The organism is Paenibacillus taihuensis (assembly GCF_003386535.1).
GTDB classification, from domain to species: Bacteria; Bacillota; Bacilli; order Paenibacillales; family Paenibacillaceae; genus Paenibacillus_Z; species Paenibacillus_Z taihuensis.
Window position 1 is genome coordinate 76,963 of sequence record NZ_QTTN01000013.1, and the last position, 16,294, is coordinate 93,256.

Genomic DNA, 16,294 nt, shown 5'->3' on the forward strand with positions numbered 1-16,294 from the left:
CGAATGAGCAAGTGAGCGAGTTGACGAAAAGCTCAAAAAGCCACCACTATTTTCTAGTGGCGGCCTCGTAACATTCCGCTGTATCCTTTCGTCCAATAAGTGAAAGCATAAGGAGGAAAGGGTGTATGGAAATGAACAACAATGTTGGAAATCGTATGCATGTCTGGTTCCGGCTCTTCGCAGCCGTTCTTATAATCGCTTCAACGCTCGTCATCGCAGCAGGCTGCAGCTCCGCCCATAACGACGCGAATACGGCTGCGCCGCTCAGATCGGCGGAACCGACGACCGTCTCGGATCGGATCGAGTCGGGTACGAATCCTTTTGAAGTGGCGGGCATTCGGAACCCGAACGATATGGTAGCTGTGTTCAACAAGGTCCAGAAGGCTATCGCGGATGGCGATCAAGCTGAAGTGGCGAACAATATTCTGTATCCGCTGAGAGTGAACAGCAAGGACGGCAGCGAGCTTATCCAGACACGCCATGATTTCGTGGAACATTACGACGAGATCATAACCGAAGGTGTCAAAAAAGCAATCGCGAACCAGTCGGTCGACAAGCTATTCGTCAATTATCAAGGCGTCATGGTCGGCAACGGCGATATTTGGTTCGGCGGGAGCGCCGACGAGAACCAAGTGATTGGAATCATCGCGATCAATCACGATATTTAACAAGAGGAACATGCGGTGCTAAACTCGCGATGCTCGCGGATCCCTCTTTCAGCAGCAGCTCCAGACCACCGTGCTGCTGCTTCTTCATGTCCATCTCCGCTAGCAAATGCACGTTTTGCGTTTCATGCCTATTTTGCCCATTCCGGCCATCTTCGAAATATATGCAGTGGCAAGCGGCACTTTGCAGGCCGTATTGCCAACGTTAACATGCACTTTGCCGACCGCCTCCGCGATCGCAATTGCTTCCTCGTGCAGCTCCTTCACGTACGCCGCTGCCGAGATCAGAAACCCGTTCATCGTATAGCGGACGCGGTTCTGTTCCTCATGGATGCGATCTCGCACCTCGTGAAGCAGGCTGCGAATTTCATCGATGCCGAGCTGCTCATCCGGCGTAATCGACAGATAATTGGCGTACGTGCTCCAGCCGCAAGCCGCGATCATCTCCTCCGGTGAACGAATCCACTCCATCGCCAGTTCGCGGGCATAAGGACTCTCCGCAGCCATGCTCGCAACCGTATACTCAGACAGCAAGTACCAGTACGCTCCGCGCACCCAGCTTTGAAGCTGCTCACGCGTTATCGTCTTCGGATCGACCGTAAGTCCGGCGAGATACATCGCGTCGCTGACCCCAGATTCGTATAGCGAGAGCGCCAGCTCCTGATCCTTCTTGACTGGCTTCACCAGCTTCTTCAAATCTCCAACCTTTACCCCGTAAAATGGTTCCCGAGCGCCGTGGTTCACGAGCGTCTTCTTCGTCTGTTCCGAGCCCATTTCAGCCAGCTGCTGCATCACTTCTTCGTACGTTATTTTCGCTCACCCGCCCCGCATGTCTCATTTTCTCCAACTATAGCATGTCTCACCTTAAGCGTTCAAACGAGCTAAAACGCAGAAAGGCACAGAAAAGCCCTCCACCGTCAGGCCGAAGCTAGACGATAAAGGGCATCTTATTAGGATCTACGGCCGTGGAGCGATGGCAGCTCCGGCGAGAAGAAAGCTACGTTCACTTGCTGCTGGGCAGTAAGCTCATCCCCGTTAAACTTCAGCTCTGACGTCACGTAGAACGGAGTCTCGATATATCGTAACGTAATCGAGAGCGTCTCCGAATCGCGCCAAGTGAAGCTGGACGCCATGCGATGGTTCGCGCCCCGTTGGAACGGAGCGCCTTGCAGCAGAACGCCGCGGCCTTCCGCCCATTCGCCGCGTCCGCAGCGGAGGACGAACTCGCCTTCGCAGTTCTCAAGTGTAACGACTGCTTCTTGTGATTCAAACTGTACGGATAGCGCAGTCCATTGGAATTGATTTTCGTCTAGTACGTAGCGACTCCCGCTCACTTCAGATTCTAATGGAGATGCCGCATCCAACACTGGAGGCTCGAGAGTAAGTGACCCCAGCTTGTCCGACAATGCCTCATGCGCAGCTGGATCAGCCGTAACATCCTCCGTTAATGCAGGCAGCAAATGCGTCCAAATGCCATTCAGCACACCTTGCATATCGTTCGTCCCGCTCGTCAGCGCGATGACCGTATCCTTCTCCGGCAAGACGATACAGAACTGGCCAAAAGCACCGTCGCCCCGATATGCACCGTTCCGGCAGCGCCAGAATTGGTAGCCGTAGCCTTGTGTCCAGTCGTTCGCTTCATCATCGCCATTGTGAATCTGCTTCGAGGTCGCTTCGTTCACCCATTCTTCCGAGAGGATACGCTTACCCTCCCAAACGCCACGCTGCAGGTATAGCTGTCCGAACTTGGCGATCGACTCTGTCGTCAGCATCAAGCCCCAACCGCCAGTATGGATGCCGCGCGGACACGATTCCCATGTCCCTTCTGTAATGCCGAGCGGATCGAGCAGTCGCGGCCGCAAGTAGTCGAGAAGCTTGACGCCGCTCACCTTCTGCAAGATGGCCGAAAGCATGTAAGTTGCTCCGCTGTTATAGACAAAATGCGTCCCCGGCTCGCGTCCCACCGGTACTTGCAGAAACGCTCGAACCCAATCGCCGTCCTCTGCGGAAGAGAGTGGGCCCATCGTATCCTCTTCATGTCCTGTGCCCATCATGAGCAGATGGCGAACCCGCATCGCGCTGAGATTAGCGGATGGCTCCTCTGGCGCCACTTCCGGGAAGAACGAGATGACGGCATCATCCAGGGACAGCAAACCTTCGGCTGCGGCAAGGCCGATCGCGGAAGACGTGAAGCTTTTGCTAAGAGAGAACAACATATGAGACAGCTCTGGCGCGTAAGGTGCCCACCAGCCCTCCGCCGCCACTTGACCATGTCGCAGGATCATCATGCTGTGAAGCTCAAGTCCCGATTCCTTCCAAGCATCAAGCAGTGCAGCAATTGCAGTGGAGCGGATACCAACCGCTTCCGGTGTTGTTCGCGGCAAACGCAGTTCAGTACGTGTAATGAGAATCGCCTCCAAATGTTTTCGATTAAACATAGATGAGATGACCAACAAGACTATTCTAGCATTCTATTTACAGGAAATTCCATGCAAAAATTCGCAAGCAGCCGCCGAATATGAAAAAGACATGAGGATTCTTCCCATCACCCATGTCCCACTTGCATCAGATGCTTCGCCTCGCCGTCATTCTAAGACGCCGAAGCTCTTGATACTCGTCTTCACGTGCACGCCGACCTCCGCTTCAGCGAACGCCTTATCCCACTCATTCTGGACGGATTTCCAGCTCTTGTATTGATAAGCCCTCGCATACAGTCCGAAGCCGAACGGATCGACAGATGCACGCTGGCATTTGCTTATAAGCGCATCGATATCCTTCGTCAGAGCAGAAGTGATCATCCTCTCGATTGCAGGTTTGTCCTCTCTCTTAGACATCGAATCCATTCTCTGGAGCGTGGTAATCACAATGTTGAAATGGAGATCGACATGGAAAGAAAACTTCCCGTTTGAAAAGCCGGTATGCACTTTTCGTTTGTACGAGGTAATATCGATTGCAATGACGTTTTTGACCGTCGCTTCGGTTTCATTCCCGCCGTCTTCCTCTTCCTTAGCAGGACCGAAATCCAGAACCAATGAAGGTACGCCATTAATTTGATTCTGCAGAATCAGGAGAAGCGTACTTTCCTGCAGCGAAAGCTGGCCAGCGAACGTATTCTTCTTGTTTATGAGCGCTGTCCCCGTAACTAAGACATCATCCTTTCCTTTCTTAATGAGCGATAAGGACGGGGTCATGCCCTTTTCTTTCATCTGGCGCCGCAGCTCCTGCAAATTCGTTAAGACCGTAATATCCGACATATTTGCCGTATCGATGAGTTTGCTCATATGCAAGGAGAGCCGCGGCTTGTCCCCGGGCTTGAATTCGAAGATGTCCTTTACGGAGCCGTCCACGACGACGGCACGCGGCGTCTCGGTCAGCTTCGGAACGCGGTAAAACATGTCGAATAAGGTGAACCATTCTTTCTTCTGCAGCAATCGTTTGCCGATCAGAATCGTCTGGAGCTTTCCGCCGGTCGTAATGCCGGTAAAGACGGCATCGAATTTGGCCCGCGACAGCCGTATTGAATCCGCGGTTACCATGACGGTCTCCGTCTTCTCCTTTGCCTCTCTGGAGAAGACAGGGCTTTGCGTATAAACCAAGAACTGACCGTTATTGTCCACGTCCAGTCCCAGCATGAGCGCGATGGAGGCGTCCTCCAAATTCATTTGATCATAGCAGCCGGGAAGCAGCGCCATCCCAAGCGCGATTAGAATAACAAGAACCGCTTGGCAGAATCGGTTCATCTTCCCCCCTCCTTGCGCCTGATGATACTTGTATAAGCCAGTAAGAAGCATGGGAATACAAACGCTGTTACCCAACCCAAATGACCGAACATTCCCAGCATGTTACCCATCTCATGGAACGAAGGTTTATAGAAGATATAGGTCAGGAGCGTTCCGATGGAGACGAGCTTGACGAACAGCTTATGGTCCTGTTTCCCCAGCAGCCTGCTGATGCCGAAGGTCGCAGCGAACAAGTAATGCGTCCATACTCGAATCGACAGAAAGACATACGCCACGAGAACGACGATCTCGACGCGCTCCAGAAAGCGGAATTCCATAACCTTCAAAACTTTGAGCGTCGGAAATTCATAGGATAGCAGGTCGTCCGGCGAAAAAAATAAAAAACTAACGACGGTTACGATCATGTACATAACCAGCGTGATGCTATTCCCGATAATGATGCCTGCAGCTGCTTTCTCTTTATGCTTGAGGAAGGGGTACAGCACGAGGCTGATCTCGAATCCGAGAAACGCGATTCCCGTTGTCTTGATTCCATGCAGCACAGGCCCCCAGCCCTCCTTGAGTATCGGCAGCATATGAATCCAGTGGGAGTCCTTCAATGGATATAAGTAAACAAGCGATAACCATAGAAATCCCCAAAAGCTAATCTCCGCGTATCTTCCGAGAATACGGACCTGATTGCGGGCAAGATTATACGTTGGCAGCAAAAACAGCAGTACCATCAAGAAGTTCGGCGTATTCGAGAGCAGCTCGACTTTGAAAAAACCAATCAGCGCACTAAACGCAATAAAGAAACCGAGCAAGAAATAACCGATCAGACAAACATTCATGACGGCGCCAAGCACCCTGCCGAAGTAACGGGGGAGCAGATCATATACGGTCAGATCGGGGTGCTTCTTCATGACTTGCAAGGTGATCAAGCTGCCCAGAATGGCCAGCAGCCACCCGAACAGAAGGGAGATCCAGCCATCCGTCCCGGCACTCTTCGCTAAATCCGCGGGAAGCGACAGCAATCCGAATCCGAGCTGCGAGCCGTGGATCATAAAGATGTATTGAAAAAAGGTAATATCATTTAATGCGTACTTCTTCAACGATTCCCCCCCCGATTCGAACCATGCTTGCGCTGCTGAACCGCTCCAGAGCTTAACGGCCGCTTTACCATTTTCCACATCGGCAGCCGGATGATGGAATCCTTCAAATCCGCGAACCGCAGCGGACCGAATGGAGAGAAGTACGGCGTGCCGAGCGATTCAAGCGAGATCAAGTGCCCCAGCACGATGAGCATTCCGATACCGACCCCGAGCAGACCGTACACGAATGCGGCGAGCATCATAGGAAAACGAATTAACCGGATCGCCGCTGACATATCATTGTTCGGGATGATAAACGAGGACAGCGCGGTCAGCGACACGACAATAACCATGATATTGCTCACTACTCCTGCCTGAACGGTCGCTTGTCCGATGACGATGGCACCGACGATGCCCACGGTTTGCCCGATTGGCGCCGGAAGCCGGATTCCGGCTTCCTTCAACATTTCGAGCGTCAGCTCCATGATCAGCGCTTCAACGATGGGCGGAAACGGAACGCCTTGTCTGGATTCGCCTACCGAAAGGAGCAGCTTGAGCGGAATGACTTCGAAATTGTACGAAATGACCGCAATGTAGAATGAAGGCAAGAAGATCGTGAGGAAGAAGGCCCCGAACCGAAGCAGCCGAATAAACGACGACACCTGCCATCTTATGCTGTAATCGTCAATGCTCTGAAAGAACATCGCGAAATTGGCCGGCCCGATCAGCACTCCCGGCGACTTGTCGACCACAATGGCCAGCCGACCCTGCAAAATTTGCGAAGCGACGGAATCCGGCCGTTCCGTCGTCGAGAATTGAGGGAACGGCGAGTATGGATTATCCTCGATGTACTCCTCCAGCTCGCCCGAAGATAACAGAGCATCGATATCAATTTGCTTAATTCGGTCGACCAGCTCCTGCAGCACCTCCGGCTTAGCTACATCTGCCAGATATAAGATGCTGACCGTGGTTAATCCCCGTGCGCCGACCTCTAATTCAATCATTTTCAACTCCCGGTCCGGGATGTATCTTCTTATGAGCGCGATATTTTGGCTGCTCGTCTCTACGAACCCTTGATGAGCGCCTTTAAGCGATGCCTCCAGCTGCGGATCTTCGATCGCCCGCTGCGGCCATCCATGCGTATCGATGATGTAAGCAGCGCCTTTATTCGCAATGAACAGGGCGCTTGCTCCTTGCAGAATGTCCTTCACGATTTGGCCGAGACCAGTTTCGGATTTAATGCGGCCTACCGTGACCAAGTTCTCGATTTGGGGATCCGCAGAAGTTTCGTGCATAAGCGGGCGCAGCACATCGTGGTTGACGGCAACCTTGTCGCTCAAGCTATCCAGATAGATAAGGGCAGCCCGCTCACCTGTTGATTTGATCGGAAACCGGCGCGTAACTAAATCCGGCGACTGGCTGAGCCTCGCTTGCAGCTGTTGGATGTTACTCTCCAAATCCTTGCTTATTGGACCTTGCCCGGAAGCCGGGCTTAGGACAGGCGGAGGCGAAGATGACGGCTTATGCCGCCGGGGCTTTCCTCTCAGAATGCTGCGAAAGAATCCCACTGCCGTTTCCACCTCTCCCGAAAATAGACTGCGCTTCATTTAGTCTGCATCGGCATGGATAAATTATGCATATGAGGGATGCCCCGCCTGTCCTCGCAGCCCGCCAACCGTTGCAAATTCGAGAAATTCACCTGAGCGCACCGGTCTAAATCCACAGAAAGAACCCGAAGCGCATGCTTCGGGTTCTTCGTCTCATCTATGGAATTCAAATTCCATCCGATTCAGCAGCCGAATAATAGCTGCGGCCGCTTCTGCGCGCGTAGCTGTCGCAGCAGGACGGAACTCGTTATTGTTACCTTGCAAAATGCCGTCAGCCGCAGCTTCGTGCACCGCGCCTAATGCCCATTTTGCAATCGCTGAATCGTCTGTGAACGCTGATTTGCTGAGTCCGCCGTTGTCAGCTTGAGCACTGTCCATGCCGGAGAGAAGACCGCGGAAACGCATCAGCAGAACCGCCATTTCTTGACGGCTAATCTGTGCTTCCGGCGCATACTTGCCGTCTCCGTGTCCTTGCACGAGTCCGGCTTTGACCGCCTCTTCCATGATCGGTGCGTACCATTTGTCTTGCGCCGCCTGCGAAGCATTGGTGCCGCTGCTGCCAAGCGAACGAATGAGCATCGCGATAAACTGGGCTCTCGTGACCGTCGCACCCGGGGCAAAATCCGTCTCCGACACGCCTTCCAATGCATGACGAGATGTCAGCTGCGAGATGCTCGTATAAGCCCAATGCTGTTCAGGCACATCATTATAGGTTTTGCTGAAGGCCAGAACCGCATATTCACCAGGCTGATCGATGCTTGCTGTGATGACGCCAGCCTCGGCATCAACGCGGCCGCCAACATAGACCCAGCTGCCGGACTTCTCGTCATAGCGGTAGATTCCGAGCTGGCTGCTATCAGCATTGCGGTCATATGCCAGCTCAAGCTTGGCATGATCGTTACGCATTCTATCAAATGGGGATCCGCTTTCCTTCAGCTCAGGAAGGTCGAGCCTTACAACATCTCCGGCAGTTTGCCAATGTTCACGGCCATTCCCAGGGAGCTTCACATCCGCCGACGATTGCGTAGTCAGCTTCAGCGAGAGCTGCGATTGTGACGGAGACTGCGCATCCGCCAGCTTCAGCCATTGCGGGGAGAGCAGGAGCGCCGCGCCGCCGACAGTTACTTTAAGCTGATGACCGTCAAGCCGATTAGCCACTCCATCCGCGATCCGGACCTCTTGGCCGGAATCCGGTTGGATGACAGCCGTGTTGCCGCTTACGGCGAGGTTATCGCCCGAGATGAGGAGTGGCGCATTTTGCTGCGGTTGGCCGTTTCCGCCGTTTCCGCCATTACCGCCACTTCCGTTATCGTCACCGTCGTCGCCTGGGTAAGCATCGCCTTTATACAGGCCCACCTCGTCGAAATAAAGCACTCCCGTTCCCAGCTGTCCGTCGCCCTGATTCACATAGAATGAGAATTCGCTTATTGAGCCCAGATCAAGCGTGCCGTTGCCTGTATTATTCCACGGTGCGTGAACGAATCCGCTCAGCGGCAGCGCCAGCTTCACCGGAGCCGTGCCGTTCAATGGCACATACGACTCCCATGTTTCGCCATCCGGCTCCTTGAATTGAATGGTCAGCTTGCGGCCGGACCCGTCAGGAATCAGCCACAGCTTCAAGCCGTCATACTCCGACCAGCTCATGCTGCCAAGCGTCTTCGTAATGCCCGCGAAATTTCGTGAGGCATCCGGCAGCTCATACGTGTACTTCAGCCCGTATTTGCCGGCGAGCTTATGCTCCGCGTTCGGATACAACGTGACTGTGCCGCCCCACGGATTGCTCGAATACGAACGGCTTGCTATCAGCTCCGTGCCCTCGTCATAGTAGTCGTAGCTGTCGAGCACGGGCACGGTTGCCAGCTTCACATCATCGACAACTACCGCGCCATTCCCTGGCTCAGCGCTGCCTGTATTGATGTATAGCGAATATTCGGCGACTGCCGTGAGATCCATGACGCCATCGCCGGTAGACCAGATCGATCTGCCGAAGCCGGAGAATGGCAGCGTCTCTTGCTTCGCTGTTGTACCGGTCAAGTCAAGCCGCGACTCCCATGTATCGCCGTCCGCTTCCTTGAACTGCACGGTGAACAATCTGCCCGAGCCGTCCGGCACCAGCTGCAGCTGCAGCGCATTGCCAGCTGCGGACCAGTTCATCCGTCCGAGCTGCCTCGTTACGCCGGCGTAGCCTTTGCCCTCCGTCAGCGCATAGGATAGCTTCATGCCATAGCGCCCTTCCGACTTCTGCTCGGAACTGAGCGATACGACAGCCGAATCGCCGCTAGCATTGGCTATATAAGCAGCGAATGCAGCATCGCTGTTGCCTTGATAAAACTCGAAATTGTCTATGGTCCCGATTGGCGCCGCTGTTATCGAGTCGAAGAGAATAGAGCCGCTTCCAGCCGGACTATCGCCTTTGTCCAGATAGATCGAGAATTCCGATATCGCGTTAACATCCAGCTTGCCGTTATCGAGCGCAGACCAGCCCGGCATGCGGAACGTGTGGAACGGAATCTGAAGCTCCGTTCCGTCCGTGCCGGACAGCTTCGCCTTCGCTTCCCAATATTCGCCGCTAGCTTCGCGAACTTGAACCGTCAGCCCCCGGTTTGCACCGTCGGGCTTCACCCAGAGGGAAATGCCGCTGCTGCCGGACCAATCGACGCCTTGCATGTTCTTCGTGATGCCAGCGTAGCCTTTCGCATCCGTCAGCTCATATTCGAGCTTCATGCCGTAGTCGCCGTCATGCTTCTCGGATTGATTCAGCGACAGCGTCACCGCATCCCCGCTTGCATTCGGCGTGTAGACGGCCCGAAGCTTGGCGTCATCACCGCCATAGGATTCGAAGCGGTCGACGACAGGGTCGCGGTACAGCTTGAAATCATCCAGATAAATCGTCTTCGCGCCAGCCGCGCCGTCCAAATAGATGCCCGCGGATACCGGACCGTTCAGATCCGGCTGCCGATTGCCGACCGAAGGGTGGGAGTTCAGCCACCAATCTGGAATCGAGAAGGAGCTGAACGGCAGCTTAACATGCACCGGCTCGCTGCCGCTTACCCGCGTCTGCCCTTTCCACACTTCTCCGCCCGTTCCCGCATCTTCCGTGAATTGGATCGACAAGCCGATATCGGCCCCGTTCGGATTGACCCACAGCTCTATGCCTGAGCTGCCCGACCAGTTCGCGCCGGAAACATTCTTCTCGAAGCCGCCCCAGCCTTGCTCCATATTCGTCTCGAGCTTCATCCCGTAGTTCCCCGAAGCCTTCGCATCGCCGCTGAGCGAGATTTGCAGCGCAGAACCGCTCGTATTGATCATGTAGGCGCTGCGCATATTCGTGCTCGAACCGCTGTAGCTCTCGAAATCATCGATAATCGCCGACTTCGACAGGTCCGGCGGCGGATCAAGCTTCGCGCTGCCAATGCCGATGCGCAGCGAGCTCGCTTCCGGATTCCACGCCTGATCCTTGTAGCTGTCCGGCACGAGCGGGAACTCGAACTTCAAATACCGCGTACCCGAAGGAAGCTTATACGCCGTATATTCCGTCTTCGCCCAATACCCTTCGCCAGGTGTCGCCTTCTTCGCATAATCAGTTACCGCTGTATAGTTCGCGCCGTCCGCCGAGGCATAGAATGTGAAATCCGGCAGCACGAATTCATTCGGATTCTGCCTCGCATACATGATGAATTGGAAGTAATTCATGTCCCCGTCCGCTTTGTACGTAAAGCTCTCATTCGTGTTCGACGTCCGATTGAGCCGCTTCTCGTCTCCCCCGAAAAAGTTAATGTTGTCCGATGCGAAACTGAGATTCGCCGTATGGCTATCCATCTTCAGGAAGTTGTTGAATTCGTCGGTTAGCACGCCGTCCGACACGGTTTGCCTGCGGATGGAATCCGGGAATGTCAGCCCGCTCCCATCGGTCGTGTAAGCGATCCGCACGTTCCCGAGCTCGCCGGCGCCAGCTGCTTCAGGGAACACGATGCGCACCGTGCGCGTGCCGTCCGGAAGCTGGCCTGTCGTGTAAGTACGTTTAACGTACGCGCCACTCGTTTCGTCGGCAGCCGAAGCGTTAAGTGGACTGTAGGTCGTGCCGTCCGGCGACGCCTCGATTGCAAAATTCGTCCCGGCCGCTGCAGCTGCGTCGAGATAGACGGTCGCCGTCAATTGCGCTGCCGCAACCGGATTGCCTTCGCTATCCAACGGAAGCCCATAAGCTACGTATTGCGGCGATGAAGCAGGAAGCGCTTTCAGCCGGTTCCAGTCGTCACCGTGCCCGGCGGCATCCTTGGACGTAAACTCCAGATCCGTGCTGTAATCGTACATGCCGTCGTAATTGCGAATCGGATCAATGATTGCATGAGCCGCAGCGACAGGTCCGACGACATTCGAGTAGCCGGATTCGCCGCTGCCGTTAACCGCCTTTACCCGGTAGTAATAGGAAGTGCCCGATACAGCTGTCGTATCGTTCAAGAGCTGCGTTGCACTTGGAACAGCATCGTAGACTTGCGAGCCGACACTCGTCCATGGACCCGCCCCATTCTCCGCCCGCTCAACGGCATAGCTCGACGCGCCGACGGAGCCTTTCCAGCCGATCGCCGATACCGAATCGATCGGCAGCAGCTCCGGCGCATCCGGCGCCGGAATCGGCGGAGGCGTATCGATGCCGCGGATCGCGAACGCCTTCGCACGCAGCGTCTGAAGCAGGTTCGTCTCGTCGAAGCCATTGCCCGACGGGAAGCCCGGCCATCGATAGGCGCCGTAGAAAACGCCTCCGAACGTGGACTCCGTATGCGGGTAGAAGCCGCCGTCGCGGTTGTGATAGCGCAGGCTCCAGATCATCGCGCCGGAGGTGCCGTTATCGATGACGCTGTCCAGCAGCTGACCGACTTGATCCGTCGGCTTGAAGCCGAATTCGCCGACGATGAATGGCTTCTTGCCTGCTGTTTTCGCTTTGTCCAAGTTGACCTGCAGAGCGTAATCCGGATAGTGGTCCGGATAATAGTGGTTGGAGACAAGATCAATCGCATCGTCGCTCAGCGACGCGTCATCGATGCCATACTTGCCATCCAGCACGAGATGATGGCTGTCGATGCTCTTGATATAGGAGGCGATATCATGCGTCCAAGTATGGGACGCCGGGACCAGCTCATTGCCGGTTTCCCATGCCAATATGGCCGGATCGTCTTTGTACGGGATGCCCGTATAAGTGTTCACGCGGTTCAGCACATAATTGATCGTCTGCTTGAAATCGCCGATCAGCTGGGAATCGCTCCAGAACTGATCCTTGCCTTTCCCCCGGAAAGCCGCGTAGGAAGCGATGCCTCCCTGCCATTCGTATTGATCGACGAACGGCACAATAATGCGGATGCCGTACTGGTTCGCCAGCTGGAGCTGCTTATCGAACGCCTTGAATACATTCTCGTCGAATTGCCCCGGGCCCATTACGGCCCGCTTCATATCCGGCGTATCATCCGGCTTATGCACGGAGAAGACATACGGGCGAGTAGCCGTCCCGCCGAGCTGGACAAGCGTCTTCATCGCATCCTCTTGCTCCCACGCATCCGGCGTCCGCCAGGAAATATCCTCGACCATGGATAGCGTCGGCACGTTAGCCGAAATGAAGCGGAACTCATCGGTGCCGTCCATCAGCTTGTCGCTATCGCGTGTAATATAGTGCGCAAACCCGCTTCCTGCGGGCACCTCCGCCTCGTCCGCATGTGCTCTGCCAGACGGCAGGACTGCGGCTGCCAGAGCCGAAACAACCAACATGCCGGCCATTGCGGCCGACAATAATCTTCGCCCAATCACGATCATCCCTCGAATAACCCTCCTATGAAGTCAATTCAAGCAGGTAATAGCGATGATGTCGGACCGTCTATTTTACCGAGCCGCTCACGATGCCAGAGAAGATATATTGCTGCAGCAGCAGATAGAGAATGACGGTCGGTATAAGTACAATGAGAAGCGCCGCGCAGATGAGATTCCATTCCGCGCTGTTGACGCCGGCGAACTTCATGAGCGTCGTCGACACGACACCGAGCTTCTCCGCCGGCATGTATAGATAAGGAATGTACATATCGTTGTAGATACTGATGCTCTTCAAGATGACGACCGTCGCCGTAGCCGGAGCAAGCAGCGGGAAAATGATTGCTCTGTAAATGTAGAACAGGCTCGCACCTTCCATCATCGCGCTCTCGTCCAGGTCATACGGAATCGTACGGATAAACTGCAGGTACAGATAGATTTGCATCACGTCCGTACCCAAGTAGAGCAGAATCGGTGCAAAATGCGTATTGAACAGGTGCAAATGCTGAATCACGGAGAAGGTCGCCACCTGCGTCGTCACCGAAGGAATGAGCGTAGCCGCCACATAAGCGCCCATAATGTAAGGCTTAAGCTTAAACTGAAACCGGCCAAGCGCGTATGCGGTCATCGTGCCGAGAGCAACGTTACCAGCCAGTGATGCAACCATGATGATTCCGGTGTTGCCAAATGCGCGCCCCATGTGAGACAGCTCCAGCACGCGGCTGAAGTTCTGCCAATCCAGGAAGCTGTGCGGCCAGTCGAATACGCCCGAATTCGCGTATTCCTCGCTGCCCTTGAACGCATTAAGCAGAACGACGTATGGCGGGAAAAGGACAACGAATACCCCGATCAGGAGAATCGCGTAGACCAGCGCATGCCTCATCCCTTCAGGCGACAGAAAAGCGCGTCTTCGCAGCGACGTCGTGCCGGCGGTTTCTCTAAGTTCCACTCTCATGCTCTACTCCTTTTCCCCGCGCAAGATCACTTTTCGCTGGATGGTGATGACTGCGACGACGATCGCCAGCAGTACGACGCCCATTGCCGAAGCGAGGCCGTAATTGTTGAAATTGAACGCGGTCTGCACCGTCTTCGTCACGAACGTTTCGCTGGCGCCGGCCGGTCCGCCCTTCGTCATGACAAACGGCAAATCGAATACTTCGAGCGCGCCCGATACGGTGAGCAGCATGCTCAGCTCAAGAATGCGCCTGATGCTAGGCAGCGTAATGTAGCGCAGCGCTTGGAACCGGCTTGCCCCGTCGATCTTCGAAGCTTCATATAAATCTTCTGGAATCGACTGCAGCGCGCCGATATAAATGACCATATTAAAGCCCATGAATTTCCACATCGATATAAAAGCAAGCGAGATGTTCACGACATGCTTGTTGCCAAGCCAGCTCGTGATCAGCCCTTCCAACCCAAGCGCCGTCAGCAGGACATTGAGCGAGCCGTTCTGCGCATCGAACACATAGGTGAACATATAGGCGATCGCGACACTGTTCAAGATGTAGGGCAGGAACAGAACGATGCGAAAAGCATTTCGTCCTCTAAGCCGCCGGCTCAGCAGCAGCGCGAAGAAGAGAGCGAGGATGTTCTGCACAATGCCGCCGATAAAATAAGCGAGGTTATGCGAGAGCACGCCGAATATTTCGCGGTTCTCGAAGATTTCCTTGTAATTCGCCATCCCCACCCAAGGCTTATCCGGGCTATAGCCGTCCCATGACGTGAAGGAGAGCCATACGAGATAGAGCGCCGGGTAGAAAGAGAAGGCCGCCAAGAGGAGCAGCGGCAGGAATAGAAACGAGCTGATAATGAGCATTCGCTGCACGTTGTAGCTTAAGGAGAACATACCGATATCCCTTCTTTACTCGGAGCTTGTGGTGCTTATGGAGCTTGTAACCGCGGTTGCAGAGCTTGCAGAACGGTTTGCAGGTATACGAAGGGCGGGAAGCTTCCTTAACTGGCGCCGCCCGCCCCTCGCGAATGAAAGGTTATTTGCTTACTGCTTTGCGGGCATCTGCCCACTTCTTGTTGTAGCTGTCGAATACCGATTTGATATCGTCGCCCATCACGGCATCTTGCGCGAACGCGCTTGTGTCGAACTGCATTTTGTTCGCGATTGCCAGGTAGTCGTCGTTCTCCGCTTGCATCTCGATCGTCTTCGGATTCATCGCCATGAAGTCAGCCAACTGCTTCAGCGCCGGTTGCTTGCTCTTCAGCACCGGGATGAAGCCTGAGAAATCGTCGAAGCCGGACTCTTCGGTAAACCATTTCAGCGCTGCCTTAGCTGCTGCTTGATTCTCGCTCTTCTTGCTGATGCCGATGAAGTAGTCGGATGCGAGCACTGCTTTTGCCTCGCCTGTATTGTCAATTGGCATTGGGAAGAAGCCGATATCGTCTGCTGCCGCGCCATTGTCGATAACTTGGTTCACAACCCAGTTGCCAAGGAGATACATCGCTGTTTTGCCCGTAGCGACGTCTTTCTTCGAGCCTTCCCAATTCGTGGACATGAGGTCTTTCTCCGTGTAGCCCTTGTCGACCATCGTCTTCAGAATCGAGAACACTTTAAAGTGCGGACCGTCCACTGCAAAAGGCGCATCCTGCGTTGCCATCGTATTATGCAGCGCTGCGTCACCAGCAACGAGGAATGCCTCTTGATCCCAGCCGTACAGCGGCCACTTGTCCTTGAAGTTCGTCGCCATCGGAACGATGCCCTTCGCCTTCAGCTTCTCGCAGTCTGCGAGGAATTCGTCCAGCGTCTTCGGCACGTCGGTAATGCCGGCTTCCGCGAATGCCTTCTTGTTGTACGTTACGCCCATCGCCGCGCTGCCGGAGGAGATCGCGTACAGCTTGCCATCCTGCGAGCGGTTGTCTTTGAAGTAGATCTGATCGTTCAGACCAAGGTCATCGAGCGGCGAGAAGAACGTCGGCAGGTCGGAGTTCTTCACCGTACCTGGGATTAGCAGGATATCAGGAAGCTCATTGGAAGCCATCCGGATCTTGATCGTCTGGTCGTAATCCTTGATCGCTTCGAATTCGAGCGTCGCATTCGGATATTTCGTATGAAACTGCTCGGAGTATTCCTTCAGCTTCGTCTCTACAAGATCGGTCCGGTTGATCGCGAATACGACCTTGCCTTTGACGTCGTCTGCAGGAGCGGCATCCGTGCTGGAGTCTGCGGCATTCGTTGTGCTCGCATTGTCTGTACTGTCGTTCGTCGCCGCCTTGCCGTTATTTGTCGTCGACGCATTCGTGCTGTTGCTGCTCTCATTCGCATTGTTGTCGCTGCCGCATGCGGACAGCATAGCCGTCATCAGGACAGCCGTAGATAGTAAAGCAACCGATTTCTTCAAAATCTGATTCCCCCTCATCGATTATGAATCCCTCTTGTTATCGCTTACAAGGTCGATTATAGGGAA

The 16,294-nt window shown here is 54.6% G+C and carries 10 protein-coding genes; 1 reads left to right on the forward strand and 9 read right to left on the reverse strand.

Annotation, left to right across the window (positions count from 1 at the left end):
* Nucleotides 1-125 precede the first annotated feature (125 nt).
* The gene (locus A8990_RS12910) at nt 126-668 is read left to right on the forward strand and encodes a hypothetical protein (protein WP_116189454.1); all 543 of its coding nucleotides are present in this window, start codon (nt 126-128) and stop codon (nt 666-668) included.
* Between the two features lie 99 nt (nt 669-767).
* On the opposite strand, the gene A8990_RS12915 is transcribed toward A8990_RS12910, so the two are convergent.
* The 9 genes from A8990_RS12915 to A8990_RS12955 all read right to left on the reverse strand — a co-directional run bounded on the left by A8990_RS12915 (nt 768) and on the right by A8990_RS12955 (nt 16,228).
* Nucleotides 768-1,475, reverse strand: a complete 708-nt coding sequence (locus tag A8990_RS12915) for a DNA alkylation repair protein (RefSeq protein ID WP_116189455.1) — start codon at nt 1,473-1,475, stop codon at nt 768-770.
* 140 nt (nt 1,476-1,615) lie between these two features.
* Nucleotides 1,616-3,103, reverse strand: coding sequence for a serine hydrolase domain-containing protein (locus A8990_RS12920; RefSeq protein WP_116189456.1), 1,488 nt, complete (start codon nt 3,101-3,103; stop codon nt 1,616-1,618).
* A 147-nt stretch (nt 3,104-3,250) separates the two neighbouring features.
* Nucleotides 3,251-4,405 (reverse strand): Ger(x)C family spore germination protein, encoded by a 1,155-nt coding sequence (locus tag A8990_RS12925; RefSeq protein WP_181909552.1) that lies wholly within the window; start codon nt 4,403-4,405, stop codon nt 3,251-3,253.
* Nucleotides 4,402-5,496 (reverse strand): GerAB/ArcD/ProY family transporter, encoded by a 1,095-nt coding sequence (locus A8990_RS12930; RefSeq protein ID WP_116189458.1) that lies wholly within the window; start codon nt 5,494-5,496, stop codon nt 4,402-4,404. Before A8990_RS12930 ends, A8990_RS12925 begins: the two co-directional genes overlap by 4 nt.
* Nucleotides 5,493-7,043 carry a spore germination protein gene (locus A8990_RS12935; protein ID WP_245995995.1) on the reverse strand — a complete coding sequence of 517 codons (1,551 nt, stop codon included), beginning with the start codon at nt 7,041-7,043 and terminating at the stop codon, nt 5,493-5,495. Before A8990_RS12935 ends, A8990_RS12930 begins: the two co-directional genes overlap by 4 nt.
* 192 nt (nt 7,044-7,235) lie before the next feature.
* Complete coding sequence (locus tag A8990_RS12940; protein ID WP_116189460.1) at nt 7,236-12,887, reverse strand: carbohydrate binding domain-containing protein; 5,652 nt, start codon at nt 12,885-12,887, stop codon at nt 7,236-7,238.
* A gap of 61 nt (nt 12,888-12,948) precedes the next feature.
* Nucleotides 12,949-13,761 (reverse strand): carbohydrate ABC transporter permease, encoded by an 813-nt coding sequence (locus A8990_RS12945; RefSeq protein ID WP_116189515.1) that lies wholly within the window; start codon nt 13,759-13,761, stop codon nt 12,949-12,951.
* Nucleotides 13,762-13,836: 75 nt separating this feature from the next.
* Nucleotides 13,837-14,724, reverse strand: coding sequence for a carbohydrate ABC transporter permease (locus A8990_RS12950; RefSeq protein WP_116189461.1), 888 nt, complete (start codon nt 14,722-14,724; stop codon nt 13,837-13,839).
* A gap of 142 nt (nt 14,725-14,866) precedes the next feature.
* Nucleotides 14,867-16,228, reverse strand: a complete 1,362-nt coding sequence (locus tag A8990_RS12955; protein WP_116189462.1) for an extracellular solute-binding protein — start codon at nt 16,226-16,228, stop codon at nt 14,867-14,869.
* Nucleotides 16,229-16,294 lie beyond the last annotated feature (66 nt).